13 protein-coding genes are annotated in these 18,813 nt (G+C 44.0%); 10 read left to right on the forward strand and 3 right to left on the reverse strand.

Translation table 11 applies throughout. The annotated features are described in order from the left end of the window. Positions 1-19 precede the first annotated feature (19 nt). Positions 20-1,165: a type I phosphomannose isomerase catalytic subunit gene (locus tag HQN88_RS12910; RefSeq protein WP_173112074.1), complete on the forward strand. Its 1,146-nt coding sequence runs from the start codon at positions 20-22 to the stop codon at positions 1,163-1,165. Here HQN88_RS12910 and HQN88_RS12915 read toward each other — a convergent pair. After that, the gene (locus tag HQN88_RS12915) at positions 1,162-2,070 is read right to left on the reverse strand and encodes a helix-turn-helix domain-containing protein (protein ID WP_173112077.1); all 909 of its coding nucleotides are present in this window, start codon (positions 2,068-2,070) and stop codon (positions 1,162-1,164) included. The genes HQN88_RS12910 and HQN88_RS12915 overlap by 4 nt on opposite strands. 91 nt (positions 2,071-2,161) lie before the next feature. Between HQN88_RS12915 and HQN88_RS12920 the strand changes: the two genes are divergently transcribed. Continuing rightward, positions 2,162-2,998 (forward strand): phytanoyl-CoA dioxygenase family protein, encoded by an 837-nt coding sequence (locus tag HQN88_RS12920; RefSeq protein ID WP_173112080.1) that lies wholly within the window; start codon positions 2,162-2,164, stop codon positions 2,996-2,998. Positions 2,999-3,077: 79 nt separating this feature from the next. Here the strand turns inward: HQN88_RS12920 and HQN88_RS12925 are convergent, their stop codons facing one another. Then, positions 3,078-4,721 carry a response regulator transcription factor gene (locus tag HQN88_RS12925; protein ID WP_173112083.1) on the reverse strand — a complete coding sequence of 548 codons (1,644 nt, stop codon included), beginning with the start codon at positions 4,719-4,721 and terminating at the stop codon, positions 3,078-3,080. Between the two features lie 14 nt (positions 4,722-4,735). Next, positions 4,736-6,475 carry a sensor histidine kinase gene (locus tag HQN88_RS12930; protein ID WP_173112086.1) on the reverse strand — a complete coding sequence of 580 codons (1,740 nt, stop codon included), beginning with the start codon at positions 6,473-6,475 and terminating at the stop codon, positions 4,736-4,738. Positions 6,476-6,689: 214 nt separating this feature from the next. Here HQN88_RS12930 and HQN88_RS12935 point away from each other — a divergent pair, with 214 nt between their 5' ends. From HQN88_RS12935 to HQN88_RS12970, 8 genes are all read left to right on the forward strand, one after another. Then, positions 6,690-8,249, forward strand: a complete 1,560-nt coding sequence (locus HQN88_RS12935) for an extracellular solute-binding protein (protein ID WP_173112089.1) — start codon at positions 6,690-6,692, stop codon at positions 8,247-8,249. A gap of 36 nt (positions 8,250-8,285) precedes the next feature. Further along, on the forward strand, positions 8,286-9,179 hold the full coding sequence (locus HQN88_RS12940; RefSeq protein ID WP_246320209.1) for an ABC transporter permease: 894 nt from the start codon (positions 8,286-8,288) through the stop codon (positions 9,177-9,179). Between the two features lie 13 nt (positions 9,180-9,192). After that, positions 9,193-10,053, forward strand: a complete 861-nt coding sequence (locus HQN88_RS12945) for a carbohydrate ABC transporter permease (RefSeq protein WP_173112092.1) — start codon at positions 9,193-9,195, stop codon at positions 10,051-10,053. 228 nt (positions 10,054-10,281) lie between these two features. Next, on the forward strand, positions 10,282-11,322 hold the full coding sequence (locus tag HQN88_RS12950) for a peptidyl-prolyl cis-trans isomerase (RefSeq protein ID WP_173112095.1): 1,041 nt from the start codon (positions 10,282-10,284) through the stop codon (positions 11,320-11,322). 47 nt (positions 11,323-11,369) lie between these two features. Continuing rightward, positions 11,370-14,756, forward strand: a complete 3,387-nt coding sequence (locus HQN88_RS12955) for a CARDB domain-containing protein (protein WP_173112098.1) — start codon at positions 11,370-11,372, stop codon at positions 14,754-14,756. Between the two features lie 527 nt (positions 14,757-15,283). Next, positions 15,284-16,159, forward strand: a complete 876-nt coding sequence (locus tag HQN88_RS12960; RefSeq protein ID WP_246320226.1) for an ABC transporter permease — start codon at positions 15,284-15,286, stop codon at positions 16,157-16,159. Positions 16,160-16,162: 3 nt separating this feature from the next. Beyond that, positions 16,163-17,059, forward strand: coding sequence for a carbohydrate ABC transporter permease (locus tag HQN88_RS12965; protein ID WP_420794182.1), 897 nt, complete (start codon positions 16,163-16,165; stop codon positions 17,057-17,059). A 92-nt stretch (positions 17,060-17,151) separates the two neighbouring features. Next, positions 17,152-18,807, forward strand: a complete 1,656-nt coding sequence (locus HQN88_RS12970) for an extracellular solute-binding protein (RefSeq protein WP_173112103.1) — start codon at positions 17,152-17,154, stop codon at positions 18,805-18,807. Positions 18,808-18,813 lie beyond the last annotated feature (6 nt).

Genomic DNA, 18,813 nt, shown 5'->3' on the forward strand with positions numbered 1-18,813 from the left:
AAGGAGCTTTAATGGAGCGATGGGACTAGATAACCGAAAGGCGTTACACGATAGGGTGCTTAAGCTATTCTCTTCCAGAGTGTGGAGGACGTATCTCGGAGGTAAAGAGCTGGAGAGTTGGCAGGGCAAAAGCGATCCACAAGATGGTGAGCTTCCAGAAGATTGGATCGCCTCTACGGTCAAGGCGCGTAACCCAGGACGTGAGTCCATCATGGACGAAGGTCTTAGTTATATACAGTTAGATAACGAAGAACCTATGCTGTTGAGGGATTTAATAGCAAGTGACCCAGCTTTGTATCTTGGAGAGGGGCATGCAGCGAAATTTGGCAATCAAACCGGCGTTCTAGTCAAAATGATTGATTCGCTCAGCCGCCTGACGATTCAAGTACATCCGGATAAACAATTCGCTAAAGATATCCTAGACTCCGATTTTGGCAAAACCGAATCGTGGTATATCCTAGGCGGCCGCACGGTAGATGGGGATCCGCCGCATGTGTTCTTCGGCTTTAAGCCAGGCGTGACGAGGGAGCATTGGGAAAGGCTGTTTTATGAGCAGAACATCACAGGTATGCTGGAGGCGCTTCACAAAATCGAAGTACAACCAGGTGATGTGTTTTTCATTGAAGGAGGTGTTCCGCATGCGATTGGGGCGGGATGTTTCTTGATCGAGGTACAGGAACCTACGGATTACACGCTGCGTACGGAGCGGACAACACCTGAAGGGCGTGTCATACCAGATTTGCTTATTCATCAAGGTGCAGGGTTTGACGCGCTTTTTGATTGCTTTCATTATGATGATTACTCGGAGGAGGACATGCTTCGCCAATGGCGTAAGGAACCTCAGCTCATTCATGCGAGTGTGGATGCAGAGGAATCTATTCTAATTGGCGAAGATGCTACAAGACTTTTCGGGATGAATCGACTACGCGTACGAACCACCTATTCACCTAAGGAGCATAAGACTTTTATCATCGCAATCGTTGTCTCTGGGGCAGGGGTTATAACGACTGGAGATGACGGGAACGTAGGAAAAGAGTGTCGTGTGCAGTCGATTGCCCAAGGAGATTTCTTATTTATTCCGGCATCGGTGGGGAAAGTAACATGGACTGCCTTAGTGGATTCAGAACTAGAAGTCGTGCTCTGTTTCCCGCCATTGTCCAATTAATAAATAAATGACAATTTCCGGTACTCTCGTGGTGAAATGCCTTCCCATTTATGAAAGATCCGACTGAAATAATGAAGGTCGTCGTAGCCAACGATCTGTCCAATGTATTCGACTGTATAATCGGATTCACGGAGAAGACGTTTGGCTTCGCGATGACGAAGCATTTGAACATATTTATTGGGAGAAGTGCCTGTGACGGCTTTGAATTGTTTGGCCAAGTAATCTTCATTTAGATTCACGCGGGCAGCAAGAGACGAATTAGAGCAATTTTCCCCATAGTGAATGGATAGCCACTTGGTTAACTCTATGATACTTTCCCCGTACAACGTATGGGCAGCTTGTGTCATATTGAACTGGGCTCGAAAAAGTGCAACGATGATTTGCCCCATGAGTCCTTTGCAAATAACGTCATAACCTGGATTACGTTCGTTAAACTCATCAACGATGACTTCCATGAGTTCGATCATCTGTGGGGATGGCACAATAACAGGCTGAAGGCTGAGAGGTTCAAAACCTTGAATTAGTGGTTCCTTACAGAAGAGTTGAGGATCTACGGTTTCGTTATCAACGATAATATCCTGATCGATCAAAATTTCAAGCTCGTCAAAAAAATCAAAATGAATGCCCAAAAACTCAGCTTCTGGCTGGGTTTCTACTTGGATATAATGCGAAATACCAGATGAGATAAACAGCATCTGACCTTTCTTTAACGGATAACGATGTTTGCCAAGATAAGCGACGATGCTTCCTGTTTTGACATAAAGGAGTTCAAAATCATAGATCCGTCGCTCGGCATACTCATAGCCATTGCGTGTAGTATGAAGTTTGGCCCAATGGACACTAGATGAGATATCTTTAAACTCAGCATGGAGTTGGAGTGGGAATATCATATCGGAAAAGTCCAAAAAGAAAACTCCTTTCTGCAAATCAATTGTGATTACTCCATGATATCATTGGTTTATTGGATGTTCAAATGAATAAATGGAGTGAGTGAGAATGAGCGAAAAAGTTCAAGTGAGTGATGAGTTCTTAGCATGTTATACCCTTGCGGAGGATGTAATCGAATCCTATACGAGAGAGGGGCATACCTTGATTCGGGGCTTAGCAAGCCCGAGTATGATTAATGAAATTCGCCCTAAGATTCAGGAAGTTGTGAAGAGACTGAACCGGGAGTCTCGTCCTCTTGGGGAAAGAGACACGTATGGAAAAGCTTTTCTTCAGATACAAAATATATGGGAACAGGATGAAATGATTCGTCGATTTGTATTTGGTCGGCGTTTTGCCAAAGTTGCTGCTGAGTTGATGGGGGTTAATGGCGTTCGCATGTACCATGATCAAGCCCTTTTCAAGGAGCCCGGAGGCGGTCATACACCTTGGCATCAAGATCAGATCTACTGGCCAGTGGATACGGACAAAACAATCACACTCTGGATGCCATTAGTGGACATTCCGCAGGATGTTGGATCCATGACATTTGCTTCTGGATCTCAGGAAAGAGGCTATATAAGCCGATTAGAAATTTCAGATCAATCCCATAAGACATTAAGTGATTACATTGAAAGTGAAGAACTGTTACAAGTCAATTATGGTGCGATGTCGGCAGGGGATGCGACATTTCATGCTGGATGGACGTTGCATAGTGCTCCTGGTAACCCAACGGCACTCACTCGAGAGGTTATGACGATCATTTATGTAGCGGATGGGGCGTGTGTTCTCGAACCAGATACGAATGCGCGCAAAACAGATCTGCATAAATGGATGCCTGGATTGAAGGTTGGCGATCCCATTGCCAGTAATCTTAATCCAGTGATGTATCGGAACGAAAGTAGTTAATTAGTGGTGAAATCTCCAAACTAGGCAACAAGCTGGCGCTTATGATTATCTCATGCCAGCTTGTTTGCTTTGTCATAGGTTACCTTGTCGATTCCCTAGGAAGGGAAGAATCGTTGTCTCGAAATTCAGTAGGCGAGCAGCCGACGATACGTTTGAACAATCGATTGAAATGGCGATAGTTAGGAAAACCAACATCTTGAGCAATTTCAAATGTCTTTCGATCCGAGGTAAGGAGGAGCAGCTTGGCACGTTCTATCCGTTGATGCGTAACGAACGACGTTAGCGACTCGCCCGTTATTTTTTTGAAAACCTGACCAAAGTAATTTGCGCTATAGTTAATACTCTCCGCCAGTTCATCTAAGAGATAGTTATGTTCGGGATGCTCCTTAATGGTTTGAACAATGGTTGCAACCGTTCGATCGATGGAGGGGCCCGATCCCATCCTATCGGTAAACGAGTTTGTATATGACGAGCATGTCTGATACAAGGAGCGAAGTGTTTGACGATCTTTCAGAGCCTCTATGAGTAAGGTGTCGGACTCTCCACTATGATGGGGAGGAAGCTCTTTCATACGAGTAAATGTCCGAAGATCAGCCATTACTTCAGCGAATAAATCTCGAACTTGGTGAGGGGACCATTTATGCGCTGCAGCTACTTGAAAGAAGCGTGCAGCGGGGCTGTCGCTAGTCGAGGATGATGCTCCACGAAGTAACCCTTCAAGCAATTTGTCCTTCCAGAGTGTGCGGGTTTCGGTTGGCAATTGTGTAAAGTGAAATAAGGAATCAATGGAGGAGAAGGAAGTCATGGCAACTCGCTGCTCCTCATAGAAATACAAATCGCGCTCCCGGTACGTTCGTTTGATCCACGGTAATAGGCTGATCAGTTCAGACGGCTTTGACGTATGCAAATGAAGTACATAACTTCCCATCTTAAGAAAGCGATTCAGGATGTCGGAGATTTGTTGGCCGGCGTCGGCTTCCAAACTTCGCTCGCCACAGCACATCACGAGAAAGCGCCCCTTATCGAATGCGATAATTCGGTTGGGGCCCCATAGGCTAACAAATTCTCTCAACACATTTACAGCGGCGAATTGCCACAGCTTAAGCTCCTCTGACATGTGCAAGGAGAATCGAAGTGAGCTGCGATCGAATTCAATCCAGAAGAGAGAATGTGGGCCAGCTTGCGTCTCATAACCAGATCTCTCAAGATGATGAAGCCACTCCTGCTCATGTCCAAGCAGCATGTCTAGAAAATGGTTTCGCTCAATATCCAACTCGTGTATACGCAACCTTTTTTCCATTTCTGCTCTAGCCGCTCGCGCTTCTGTTTCGTTCAATATGGCAGGGATCACATTCTCCATGGTACGTGTCAGCAAATCTTCATCGAGGAGGCAGCGTTCCTTGAGGAGATAGGAGGATGCCCCCAGTTCAATCGCTTGCTGTGCATAATGAAAATCCTCGTGACACGTTAGAATAATGGCATAGGGTGGACTTACGAGTGAGCGGTTCACTTCACGAAGCATCTCTAATCCGTCTTTCACTGGCATTGTAATATCCGTAACAAGAAGGGCAGGACGCTTATCTTGGATAAGCAGATAACCTTCTTCACCATTTTCAGCTTCCCCGACGAGTTCAAATAGATCGCTGCGCTTCTGAATCATTTGCCGGAAAACTTGACGGGCTGGCGGTTCATCTTCTATTAAGACGACGCTGATTTTGGACATAGGGGTATCCTCCTTCAAGTTTTGTATGGAAATTGGAAGCGAAATAAAGTTCCTTCCCCTGGAGAACTCTCGATATGGTAAGACGTTGGATGACCGTAAACGAGTCCGATACGTTCCCACACATTGCGAAGTCCAATATTCTCGACACCCTGTTCGTTGGTTAGTAGTAATCGAAGTTGGTTAACACTACCTTCGTCCATGCCTTTGCCATTGTCGGAAACTTCGAGGATAACAGCTTCGCGATCTTCAGTCGCATAGACACGGATACATAAGAGACCAAGAATATGCTTCAATGGAAGTACGCCATGAAACAAGGCATTTTCAATTAAAGGCTGAAGAAGCAATTTAGGAGTGGGCATATCCATCAAACCTTCCCCAATTTGCGTTTGTAAGGTAAGTGGTCGCTCATAACGAAGTTCAAGCATATGCATGTAATCCCGTATGTACTCAATTTCTTTCGATAAGGGGACGAGCCCTTCAAAATTTTCCATCGAATAACGCAACAGCGAAATTAAGCTGCCCATGAGGGACTTAATTTTCCCATTCTCGCCTAGATGTGCAAACATCAGAATTGTGTTTAAGCTATTGTAAAGGAAGTGGGGATTAATTTGCGATTGCAGCGCTTTTATTTCAGTCCGCCTCTTCAAGTCAGCTGTTTCTTTTAACTCTTCAACAAGCGTTTGCAACCTAGATGACATCGTATTGAGGACATGACTGAGCTCACCGATTTCATTCGAGGTGGGAATCGTAGTGACGATTCGGAAATCACCTTGCTTAATACGATCAATATGGCGACGCACCGCATAAAGCGGGCGGTATAAATAATAAGCGAAACCAAGTACAAAGATGAAACCTATCACCCCAAGCAGAATGACTAAATAGCGGACATATTGCCTGATCCGGTCTGTATCCTCTGTCAAAGCACCCTGTGGAATTTCAGAAATGAGCAGGGTAGCATCATAATCGTTTGACTGTTGGATGGAGTACAGGGATTGATGGAACTGAAACTGTGCAGGTTTGTTCCTAGTCGCCCACTCGAACAATACTAAGGCAGTTTGTGCAGCGATATCATCTTGTGAGCCTAGCCGTGTTGAAGCAAGAACGGCCCCATGGCTGGTAGCAATCGTGAAGAAGCCTTTATTGTCCTTCTCTACATTTTCGATTAAACGATGAAATAAGTCTTTCTTAATAGAGATGAGCAGACTGCCCTTCGCGTCCAGCCAAGTATCGAAAGGAATACGTCGTTGGTAATAGACATGCTCTTCATCGGCGTCTTGATATATCCAAGATGTATTGCTTTGTAGGAATGTTTTGGCAGTATCGTGAAATAGCAGCTTGTTCTCATATTCGACATTCTGAGATGTCGTGATGAGTTTGTCGTTCCACTGGCTGTAAAGCGCAAGATCATTATTACTTCGCAGCAGGGAAGCTGCAATATCCAGGGTTGCACTGGCATCATTGACACGAATCGCATCGCTGGATAGGCTGCCTGTCGATGTTAATGCGGCAAGCACGGATGGTGTTGATCCGTATTGATTGCCTACAGTTTGAATTTGGGACATGGTTATTTCGATTCGCTCCATGATCTGCCTAACGACTTGGTCATTAATGCGGTTAACCTGCTTTCGAATGGCGGCATCAGCTTCCTTTTGCGTACTTCCAGCCAGAATCAGCAAGGGGATTAATAACACGGCAATCATGAGCAAGAGGACACGAACGAAGAAGCTTCTTTGGACAAAGGTTAGAAAACGCAAGCTGTTGCACCTCTTTAGAGTATTCGTTAGAAAAATAGTTTCGTAAGCATCTGGCTATTTTCATTATAACCTACTTACTAGCAGAAATCGGCGTTGTTTAACAGGATTCACAAATCGGGTACACAGTTCGATGATTACGCCATGTTAGAAGCAATTCCATACCAACTATACTAATGAGGCAAGTTCAATTGAATAGACGAGAGGGGATCACGACATGATTATTAAAAAAGGAATGACAATCCTGGCAGCAACGATGCTGCTTGGCAGTATAGCTGCAGGTTGTTCATCGTCAAGCAGTACACCGAGCGCTACGCCAGGGGGAGCGACAGCTTCCAATACAACCGCAGCACCTACTACGCTGAAGGTACTTGCTATTATTTTCGGGCAACTGCCGAACTCAGAGAACAATGCTGCAAAGGCTGACATTGAGAAGCGTGGTAACGTCAAACTGGATATTGATTTCGTTCCTTCGGATGCCTATTCCGATAAGCTTAGTGTCGCACTTACTTCAGGTGCAAAGTATGACCTCGTGCTTTTCACGGATCCCTTTGACAAATATCAAAGCTTTGTCAAAAGCGGCGCATTTCAGGATTTGAGTTCTTTCATCAAAGGAAAAAAGAACCTCGAGTTCATTCCTGAACAAACGTGGAAGAATATGGAGTCAGGCGGCAAGCGTTTCGGAATTCCAAGACCTCGTGGCTTGTATGGAGGCGGGGAAGCGAATGTCATTATGCGTAAGGACTGGTTGGATAAGTACAATCTGCCTGTTCCCCAAACCTTGGATGAATTGACGAATGCACTTAAAGTGTTTAAGGAAAAGGATCCAGCAGGCAGTGGTAAAACGATCCCGATGGTCGTCAACAATCAGCCGGATGCTTATACGCAAATTCCACCTTTTGGCATGATTAACCCTATAGCATTCGCTTTCGGCATTCCGAATAGCTTTAAGGTGGATGGCACGAAAGCTATTGCGAGCTTTCAAGACCCGCAATACAAAAGCTATCTGGATTGGCTTAGAACCGCATACGCAGATAAGTTAATCGATAAAGATGCGCCAGTACAAAAGGCGACTCCGGCACAAGATAAGTTTTATGCAGGCGTAGCTGGAGCCTATGTAGGTCAAGTTCAACATATCGACCCAGCAGGTATCAACGTTAATAAGCTAGTGAAAACTGATCCTGGAGCCAAAATCGTAGCCATCCCGTCCATCACAGGACCAAATGGCAAAAAAGGTGCAGCGGTTGTGTCCGGTTATTACGGTATTTGGGTGGTTCCACAAGGCGTGGCCAAAGATAAGGTATCCAAAATTGTTGATTTCTTGGATTTCACAGCTTCTGAAGAAAACGACGTGTTCTTCCAAACTGGAGTTGTTGGAGTTCATTCAAGTGGCCTTAAAAATGGGATTACGGAGCGTACACCGGAGCAGACTAAAGCTTTCGCGAGTGACCGTATTGATTTGTTCGTGATGGAAAATCGCTATGATCCTTATTACTACGCCAAAACGATCATCGATCCTGATGTGCTCAAAGCAAGTAGAGCGACGCTAGAAGCTATTTCCAAAATTGGTATTGCTAACCCGTTCCTTCCTTATGTCTCGACAACGGCTGGTAAAAATCCAGATCATAGCAAGCCACTAGCAGCCGCAGCCACAAAATACGTACTTGGTGAAGGTGACTATAGCCTAGTTCAGAAGGAAATCGATGCATGGGCTGCGGGGACTGGCGGAGCTATTCTCAAAGAATACATGGAACAGTACACCAAAGATCATCCCTAAGTTGGTTAGATAATTAGACAGATAGGTGGAATTCGGATGGGAAATGCGATGAAACGATCGTTGCCGTTGTATGCGTTCGCGCTGCCTGGCATGCTGTATTTTCTAGTTTTCAAATATTTTCCGGTATGGGGGCTGTTACTTGCTTTTCAGGATTACAGCCCTTTCCGGGGTTTTTTCGAAAGTGAATGGGTAGGTCTTGCTAACTTTAAGGAACTGTTCGCTAAAGCGGATTTTCTAATCCTCCTTCGTAATACATTGCTGCTTAGCTTGTATAATCTCGTATTTTATTTTCCCTTCGTGATCGTGCTGGCACTATTACTGAATGATTTACGGTTTAAGCTATATAAAAAGCTGGTGCAATCTGTTCTCTACTTGCCCCATTTTGTGTCGTGGGTCATTATTGCAGGCATCACGTTGATTTTCTTTAGTCCTTCCGGTGTCATCAATCATGCCCTTAATCAATGGGGCGGTAACGATATTCCTTTTCTGCTTTCCGAACACTGGTTTCGGCCGATGATGGTGCTGCAGCATATATGGCGTGATATGGGTTGGGGAACTATCATTTTGCTCGCCGCACTGGCTGGTATCAATCCTGAATTGTACGATGCAGCGGATGTTGATGGCGCTGGCAAACTTCGCAGTATGTGGAATGTGACGCTGCCGGGTATACGGAGCACTATCGTGGTGCTTGTACTTCTTCAATTAGGCACAGCGCTGGATTCCAATTTCCATCAAATATTCTTGGCGGATAACCCGCTGGTTCATAATGTTGCCAATGTCTTTGATCTATACGTCTATCAAGTAGGTCTAGTGCAAGGGAATTTCTCCATGGCGACAACGGTCGGACTCTTCAAATCGGTTGTTAGTCTCATTCTCGTCGTAGGGGCCAATTATCTGGCTAAGCTACTCGGCGAGGATGGCATTTTCTAAGAGGAGGCGGAACATGAAATCACTCAAACTTTACGATCTTGCGCTTTCCGCTTTACTTTTTATTTTCTGCTCCTTTGTCATTATCCCATTTCTGTATATGCTGGCCGTTTCATTTAGTTTTTCTACGGATTCGGAGAGCGGTGCCTTTTTCTTACTTCCACCGAGATGGACGCTTGATGCCTACAAATATTTATTCTCCACACCTGTCTTCATGAAGTCGGTTGGTAATACAGTCCTGATTACGTTTGTAGGAACACTTCTTGGTGTAGCGGTCTCCATCTTATTGGCGTATGCCTTATCCAAGAAAGAGCTCAAAGGACGCGGTATCATGATGTCGCTCATCTTCTTAACCTTGGTGTTCCAAGTCGGCATTATTCCCAATTATCTTGTAGTCAAATCACTCGGACTGTTGGAGTCATATTGGGCTGTCATGCTGCCGGTACTAACGAATGCGTTCACCATTCTCATTATGAAAACCTTCTTTCAAGGGCTGCCGCCGAGCTTGGATGAAGCGGCACGGATGGATGGTGCTGGAGAGACCCGTATTCTTTGGTCAGTTGTCATTCCCCTCTCGACACCTATTATCGCGACGTTTACCATCTTTTTCATGGTGGATAGATGGAATGAATTTTTCCATGCTATCATTTATCTGAAATCAGACAAATGGCCGCTGCAGGCGCTACTAAGGCAAATGGTTGTCGTCGGCTCTTCGCAGACAGGATCAGATGCTTCGACAGAAGCGATGTCTCAGAATTTAGGGCTCAATGTGAAAATGGCTGCGATTTTGCTGGCTATGTTCCCACTTGTGGCTTCATACCCCTTTTTCCAGAAGTTCTTTGAGAAGGGCGCAACGCTTGGTTCTGTGAAGGAATAAGCGAGGTTCACAAATAAGTTAATTTTATGGGGTGCTATGGCTATTAAAGTCAATAGGACCCCTTTTATTGCTGCGGAATATCCAGAATAAATAAGAGCGGCCATGTACAGGAATATCTTTTCATTGTTGGCGAACATAGATATCTAGCTACATGTCTTATAGAATTGTTATGAGCCGTTCAAGCTATTATGAAAGCGCATACTTTATGGGTGAGGAGATGAGAATCAAATGAAGATTAGGGTAACGAACGGGGGAATTACAACATGGAGGTTGCTGTTCTTCTTTATTAGTTTGTTATGCCTGCTCATGACATCTTGCGGAAATTCTTCTCAGTCATCCACAGTGGCTTGGGTAGACGGCATTCCGATTGAGAAAGGGGAGATGTTGAGGGTAATGAACCAAAATCGAAGTTACGTATTTAATTATTTTCATGACAAATACGGAGCGGAGAACAGTCCAAGTTTCTGGGAAGGAAGAATTGGTGGAGAGGTTCCGAAGGAGCTATTGAAGAAAAAAGCGCTGGATACGCTCATACGTATTAAAGTTGAAGATAAGCTTGCCAATGATGAACATCTAAACAATACCTTGGACTATAAAAGCTTCCTAACGGCGTGGTTACTCGAAAATAAGCGCAGGAAAGAGACGGTCGCCAAGGGTGGGGTCATTTATGGACCGGCACAATTTGACGAAGGGCAATATTTCGAATATAGCCATTCCAAAATGAAGATTGAATTGAAAGATGCTTGGGCCAATACCAAGCAGATCAAAGAGGAGCTGCTGCGAGAAGAATATGAGGCAACGAAGGAGGCGCGATATCGAGAGCCGGATCATTTTCGCTTGGAAATTATATCGCTTCCTTACAACGAAAGTAATAGAGATTCGTCCTTGTATCAATTAGAACAAGTAGTGAATTCGCTCAAGAATTGTAGTGAGTTCTCATTAATGCTGTCCAATCAATCTCAAGCTCATTATGAAGAGATCACGTATACCCAAGGACAGGATTCCGCTGAATCGAAGTATCCTTCCATTTGGAATGCCATCAAAGAGTTAAAGGTGGGTGAGACCAGCAAGATAGTGGATGAACGGTCTACTTGGGTGCTGTTCCATGTTAAGGAACGACAGCCAGGTCAATATCTGGATTATAACAAGGTGAGGAATGCTGTCAGAAATCAATACATTGAGCAGCAACTGGGTTTACTGATTCGAGAAAGAGTGGAGCAAGCTCAGATAATAATAAATCAAAAAATCTACAAGTCATTATCCGTTTGAGGCTTGAAAAAGCTTGAAAATACAACAAGGAAAGAGAAGTGACGTATATGGTGAAAGGAATGAAGATACTTGTTATTTGTTGTTGTAGTTTTATGCTGAGCTGTTGCTTGTTTGTTTTATTGACGACAGATACCACTTATGCAGCAGGAACGAACTATTATGTCGATGATATTAACGGTAATAACACCTACGAGGGTACAAGTGAGCAAACGGCTTGGAAAACGTTAGCTAAGGTCAACGGGACGACGTTCCAGCCAGGTGATCACATTTTGTTTAAATCCGGAGGTTCATGGTCAGGACAATTGCATCCATTAGGTTCTGGTACTGATGGAAGTCCAATTATTATTGATCAGTACGGGACGGGGAATAAACCAATTATCAATGGAGGAGGTATTTTGAATACGGGTGCTGTGTTTTTATATAACCAACAATATTGGGAAATTAACAACCTAGAAATTACGAACAAAGGCACCGCCTCTGGTCAAAAGATGGGGATTTCCATTGAGGCTAAAGATATTGGCACTCTGAATCATATTTATATGAAAAACTTGGTCATACATGACGTAAATGGTCTTCAAACCGATAAGCAAAATGGTGGCATTTGGGTTCACACCTACGGCAATCAGGTCCAGTCTAAATTCAATGACATCCAAATTATGAATAATACGGTGTATGATACGGACCGTGCAGGCATCGTAGTCACCTCGGACTGGTGGTGTAATCCAGATCTTGTCACATGCGGTACTACCCGACCGGCTTATTATCCCTCCACGAAAGTTGTAGTAAGCAATAATTATGTATACAGCGTTGGGGGAGATGGCATCAGCATTCGGGATACGGCATCCCCAATCGTCGAATATAATGTGGTGCATGATGCCAATGCTCGTTCAGGTGACTACAATAACGCAATATGGACGTATAACGCTACGAACGCCAAGATTCAATACAATGAAGCTTATTTAACTAGAACAACCAAGGATGGCCTTGGGTTAGGCGTGGATTACTTACAGGATGGCGCCATTCTTCAGTATAATTACACACATGACAATGAAGGCGGTGCAGTAGGCATATACACGGATGGAACGTGGGCGCCGCAATCCAACCGTAATTTCAAGATTCGGTATAATATAAGTCAAAATGATGGTGCGGCCATTTATAATTTCTTTGGTTCAGCAGTAAATGGCGAAATTTACAACAATACCGTGTATGTCAAAGGGGATTCCAGCCCGGCTATTTATAAGTTTAATAATTGGGGTGGATATGCCTCAAACATCTCCTCTAAGAACAATCTTTTCTACAATTTAGGTAATGGGAATTATGAGTGGGGCCAAAGTTCAAATCTTACTTGGGATCATAATATATTCTATGGTTTTCACCCTGCTAACGAGCCCACAGATGCTAACAAAATAACGAGTGATCCGCTGCTAGTGAACCCAGGAAGTGGGGCGAATGGGATCCACACGGTCGATGGTTACAAGCTGTTGTATGGCTCACCTGCGCTAGCAGGAGGTACAGTTGTTGCAAATCATGGAGGTCAAGATTACTGGGGGAATCTTGTCTCGACGACTACGTCACCCAATATCGGCGCATACAACGGAGCGGGTGTGTCATTGTCAGGGGTTGATTTACAGGTTTCAGCACTAAGCGTGCAAGAAGCGAGCTTCTCTACGGGAGATCCGATTCATTTTCAACTAACCGTTCGTAATAATGGAACCATTGCAACTGGAAGTCAAACGATTACAAACCAATTTATGGTGGATGGACAACTTGTGAAAAATGAGTCATTTTCTATTGATTTGGGCCCTGGGCAGTCTGTAACATGGACTTCGTCTGCTTGGAACGCAACCAAATCAGGTTTTTTATTGAAGGCTGTGACAGATGCGTCAAATCAGATTGCTGAGGTTCAAGAAAACAATAATACCATATCTCAATATATCAACCTCATTGTTGGCAAAGATCTAGTACCAGTGTCGCTCAGCGTCCAGGAACCAAATTGGGGGATTGGATCCACCATACATTTTGTTATGAATGTGAAGAATCAAGGCAATGTCCCCATCAATAATGAATGGTTCGGTGCCCGGTTCTACATAGACGGCGCAGCCGTTGAGGCAGACTGGGCTGGTACACCGGATGCATTTACGCTAAATCCTGGAGAAACAATCACATTAATAGCCAAAAAAGGATGGGTGGTCGACCGCAATCAACTGTCATTGCGTGGCGTAGCTGATACATGGGGCGCAGTCCATGAGGTGAACGAGTCTAATAATGAAAGTACCGTTTCTTTAACATCGCCAGGCGGATTTATTCCAACGTATGATTTGGTGATCACTAAATTGGAAGTCGCGGAGAGAGATTTCAAAGAGGGTGAAAAGATTCATTTTGTAGCTACAGTCAAAAATCAGGGATCGACGCAAACGCCTACGCAGTGGCTAGGTACAAATTTAAAAATAAACGGGACTCGTGTAGATTGGGCAGGTAGTACAACACAGATGGCTGCTGGGGAGACTAGAACTTTTACCTCGCAGGGATGGATAGCGGATTCCGAGCAGTTGACGGTTACAGGATTCGTTGATAATCAAAATTTGATCAGTGAGTCCGATGAAACGAACAATGAACGTACGGATACCTTGAACGCTATCACGAATATGATTGCAAACCCTGGTTTTGAGGAGTCATCTAGCACGGCATGGACAGCATGGGGAGGTGGAAGTTTGTCCGCTACCGGTGGGAACATAGCACCAAGTGCAGGCAAGACGGGATGGCTCGGTGGGGTGAGTCAGTATGTAGCTGGACTGAAATCCGGAGAAGAATATGAATTGAATGCTTGGGTGAAAACAACGTCAGGCAACAGTGTAACCATTGGCGCTAAGGACTTTGGTGGAACTACGGTTAAACAGAACGTGTATGATACGAATTATACGCTGAAGACCCTTCGTTTTACACCTTTAAACGGTTGGACTGGTGCCAGTATTTATCTATATGCCGATACAACCGCGACAAGTTATATGGATGATGTGCAATTGGTACGTATACCCAAATATCCAAATCTGGCGGTCAACTCAGGCTTTGAGAATGGAACCAATGGCTGGTCAGGTTGGGGAAGTTATCAGATTGTAGCCACCAACGCAATAGGTGGTACGCATTCTTGTAAAATTAGTTGGACTGGCGCATGTGAGCAAACCATTACTGGCCTCAAGCCGAATACGATGTATACGTTGACTGGCTGGGGCAAAGTCACGTCAGGAGATATGGGCTATATAGGTGTCAAGAATTATGGGGGCGTTGAAAAGAAGGCTGCCGTCACGGGTAATACGTATACGGGACAAACCATTTCCTTCACAACAGGCTCTAGTAACACGAGTGCCCTCATCTATATCTACAATAATGCGGGCACTACGTATGGTGAAGATTTTTACGTATCAGAGTTTCACTAAGGATAGAGAAGCTGTATCTACGGTAGTTGCGTAGGTACAGCTTTTTGTGCACTACAAGCGAAAGCATAGTTTACAGCTGCCCATAAACACTCCCGTCACGGCGTTTCGCATTTTAACTGGATTTCCTCACGTTATTTCAGGTGAATTTCACAAAACGGGACATTTCGAGCGAAATTAGATGTAGGAAATCCAGTTAAACTCCCAAAGGAGGAGTTTTGCTTCGGAATAAATGTAGAAAATCCAGTTAATCCTCAAAATCTCCCCAGTCCATTTCATAGCTCCAAAAATGAAGAACTTTAAGATACAACGTCTATTCTCATTCCCGATTTTTCGTATATGTTATCGTTGGCGGGGAACATATTTTCACAAATTGACTGGGGATATAATGAAAATAACAAAAGGAGTTAGGAGAGAACATGATGCAGACAGAGTTGCAAGCCGCAACAAATAAAAAAACGTACCATGCCTCAAAAACAAAAAGTAAAGGCTGGTTCCAATCCTTCATTGCTCAAATAGATTTGCAAGTAATGGTGCTCCCAGGTGTACTATTGGTTCTCATTTTCAGTTATGTGCCGATGTGGGGCGTCTTGATTGGGTTCCAAAATTATAATTTATTTTCGGGATTTTTTCATAGTGATTGGGTGGGACTTAAGCATTTTGAAATGTTCATACACTCACCTGATTTTTATCGCATCATGCGCAATACGCTTGCGATTTCCCTGCTAAAGCTGGTTTTCGGCTTTCCAGCACCTATTGCACTGGCATTAATTCTCAATGAAGTCAAAAGCCTCGGTTTTAAACGATTTGTTCAAACGGTTTCTTATCTGCCCCATTTCATGTCATGGGTTATCGTATCGAGCTTTGTCATTTCCATGCTTTCCATCGACAATGGAAGTATTAATATCGCTTTAGGGCAGATGGGAATCATCAAGGAACCCATAAACTGGCTGTCGCAATCCGAGTATTTCTGGGGAATCTTGGTTTCAACCGGGGTGTGGAAGGATATTGGTTTTGGGGCTATTATTTATCTCGCTGCCATAGCGGGAATTGATCCCCATCTGTACGAAGCATCTGCCATGGATGGAGCGGGAAGACTTCGCCAGATTATGTATATTACACTCCCGGGTATTACACCTGTGATTATGATTTTCTTGATTTTGAATATTGGAGGCATTCTGAACGCTGGTTTTGATGATATTCTGAATCTGACCAACAATGGGGGCAATACCTTATTGCGACCTGTGGCGGACGTTATTGACACTTATGTTTACCGAGTCGGGATATTGGGACAGCGGTACTCCTACGCAACTGCTGTGGGATTGTTTAAATCAGTGATCAGTGTTGTGCTGCTTGTACTTGCAAACTTCTTGGCGCGTCGTATGGGGCGTGCAAGCTTATGGTAGGAGGTGCTTTTGTTGAAATTACTAGATAAATCTTATGATACGGCTGTGATCGTCATCCTTGTTCTTCTTTCTTTCCTAACATTGTATCCATTCTGGAACAGCCTAGTGATCTCTTTCAATGTTGGAACGGACACGGCACTAGGTGGTATTACGTTCTGGCCGCGAGCTTTTACTTGGGAGAACTATCAAGTTGTGTTTAAAGACGATCGGCTCGTTCAGGCTTTCGGGGTTTCCATTCTCCGGACAACGGTAGGGACATGCTTATCTATTTTCTTTACTTCAATGTTCGCATACGGGTTGACTAAGAAATACCTGATTGGCCGCAAACTTTTTATGATTATGTGCATTGTCACCTTGTTTTTTAGTGGCGGATTAATTCCATCGTATATCTTGATAAGAAGTTTGCACATGATTGATACATTTTGGGTGCTTGTAGTACCGGGAATCATCGTGGTTTGGAATGTGATTATTTTCCGCACATTCTTTATGGAACTACCCGCAGGGCTGGAGGAATCGGCGAAGATGGATGGTTGCAACCATATGCGCACATTCTTCTCCATTATCCTTCCCATTTCGGGTCCCGTCATCGCGACGTTGTCTCTATTTACAGCGGTTGGGCTGTGGAATGATTGGTTTACAGCATCTATTTATATTAATAATCCCAAGTTAATTCCCATACAGACCTTGCTGAATCAAATTATCAATTCCAATGCCTTGTCTGAACAGCTGTCTTCAGCAGGGGGAGCTGCGAGTGAGTTTGTACGTCAATTGCAAGGGGTTTCTACCAAATCGCTTGTGATGGCGACTATGATTGTGACAACGTTACCGATTATCATGGTGTATCCGTTCCTGCAGCGTTTTTTTGTAAAAGGTGTTTTGATCGGTTCGTTAAAAGAATAGACCACGAAAACTTAGCATTTTCTATGTGGTCAACAAAGGCTATGCCTTTTTCATATATAATTGAGAGTGAGATTGAGAGGGGACAATTAGAAATGAGAAGATTGAATCGTAAGTATCTTTTACCAGCGGTAGCATTAACGGCAATTAGTCTAGTGGCGGCGACAGGCTGCAGCAAGTCAAGTCAAACAGAGCAACCCGCCGCTACGGCCACCAATGTGGTTAATACGACATCATCTCCTGCCGTAGATTTTAAGGGTTTGAATTTTAGCTGGTATATTCATTATGATTGGGCAGTTTCGAGTCCATGGGGGCAGGATCCGCCGACACAGTGGATTAAGGATCAAAAAGGGGTTAATGTCACCTTCATTCAATCTGGAGGAGCAGCAACTCAGAAGTTTAATTCGATGATCGTATCGAACGAACTGCCAGATTTAATTACATTAGACCGAGCCGCTGATTTGGAGAAATTAGTACAGGCTGGACAATTGGCGCCTATTGATGCCTACATTAACAAGTATCCGAACTTAAAGAAATGGGCTGGAGATAAAACGTTAGGCATGTTGAAATCCTCAGATGGTAAATTGTACGGCTTTCCAGATTATTATGGGGGAGAAAACGGCAATACGGGCTGGGCTGTAAATAAGGAAATTTACAAGGCGTTGGGTTCACCGAAGCTAGAGACATTTGAAGATCTTGAAGCTTACTTGAGGAAAGTGAAAGAAGCCTATCCGAATGTCATTCCAATGGAAACTGGGGAGCTTTCTGGCGGAGGCGTCCTTCAGGCAGGTAATCTTATTTATTCCGGATATAGCGAAGACAGGAACATTTATTTCCTCGACGTCTTAAAAGCTTATCCTGACAAAAATCAATTCCAATCCATTTTCAAAGATCCTGCATTGTTGAAATCGGTCGTAGAGAGCAATAAATTGTTTAACGAGAAATTGATCACACAGGATGCTTTTACCCAAAAAAGTGATCAGCTTAAAGAAAAGCTAAAAACAGGCCGAGTGGCTGTTGTTGGATTGAATAACATCTTTCAGGTAGAGGAAGGGCATCGTATTTTAGCTGAGAAAAATAATGAGAATGGCTACATGGTTATTCCCCCCATTCATGATAAAGGGTTGAACGCATCCAAAATCAAACCGGCTAATTTCTCTACATTGGGTTGGAATGTCAATGTCATTACGAAGAAAGCGAAAGATCCCGAGAAACTATTCGCTTACATGGATTGGGCTACTGGACTGGAAGGACAACAGTTGTTGACCTTCGGACCGAAAGGTTTGCTGTGGGATGAAGTCGATAAAGATGGCGTACCGATTCCCAATGATAAAGCCAAGACCATACCAAAGGCTGACAAAGATAAATTGAAGATTGGTGGAGGCAACTATTTTGCCAACTCGAATTTACGTCAAAATCTAATCAATCTGAACGAAGAACGCTATGGAGATAAAAAGCCTGATCAATTTGATGGTGCGTCTGCTGTCAAGATTCTGAAAGCAAGCTCAACGGATACAACTGAATTCGAAGGCATTCAACCTTTGCCAGATTCGGACCTTGGTATCATCTATGTTCAAGTGAAAGATCTAATGAAAGAGGCATATGCGCGTGCTGTTTTTGCGAAAAATAGTGACGAGGCGCTTCAAATTATCAATAAAGCGCAAAGCAATGCAGAAGCAGCTGGGTATGATAAAGTATTAAAATACATGACGGACAAATGGCAGGAAAACCTTAAGAAAATGAAAGGATAAGTAAGT

The organism is Paenibacillus qinlingensis, from assembly GCF_013204845.1.
GTDB lineage: Bacteria > Bacillota > Bacilli > Paenibacillales > NBRC-103111 > Paenibacillus_E > Paenibacillus_E qinlingensis.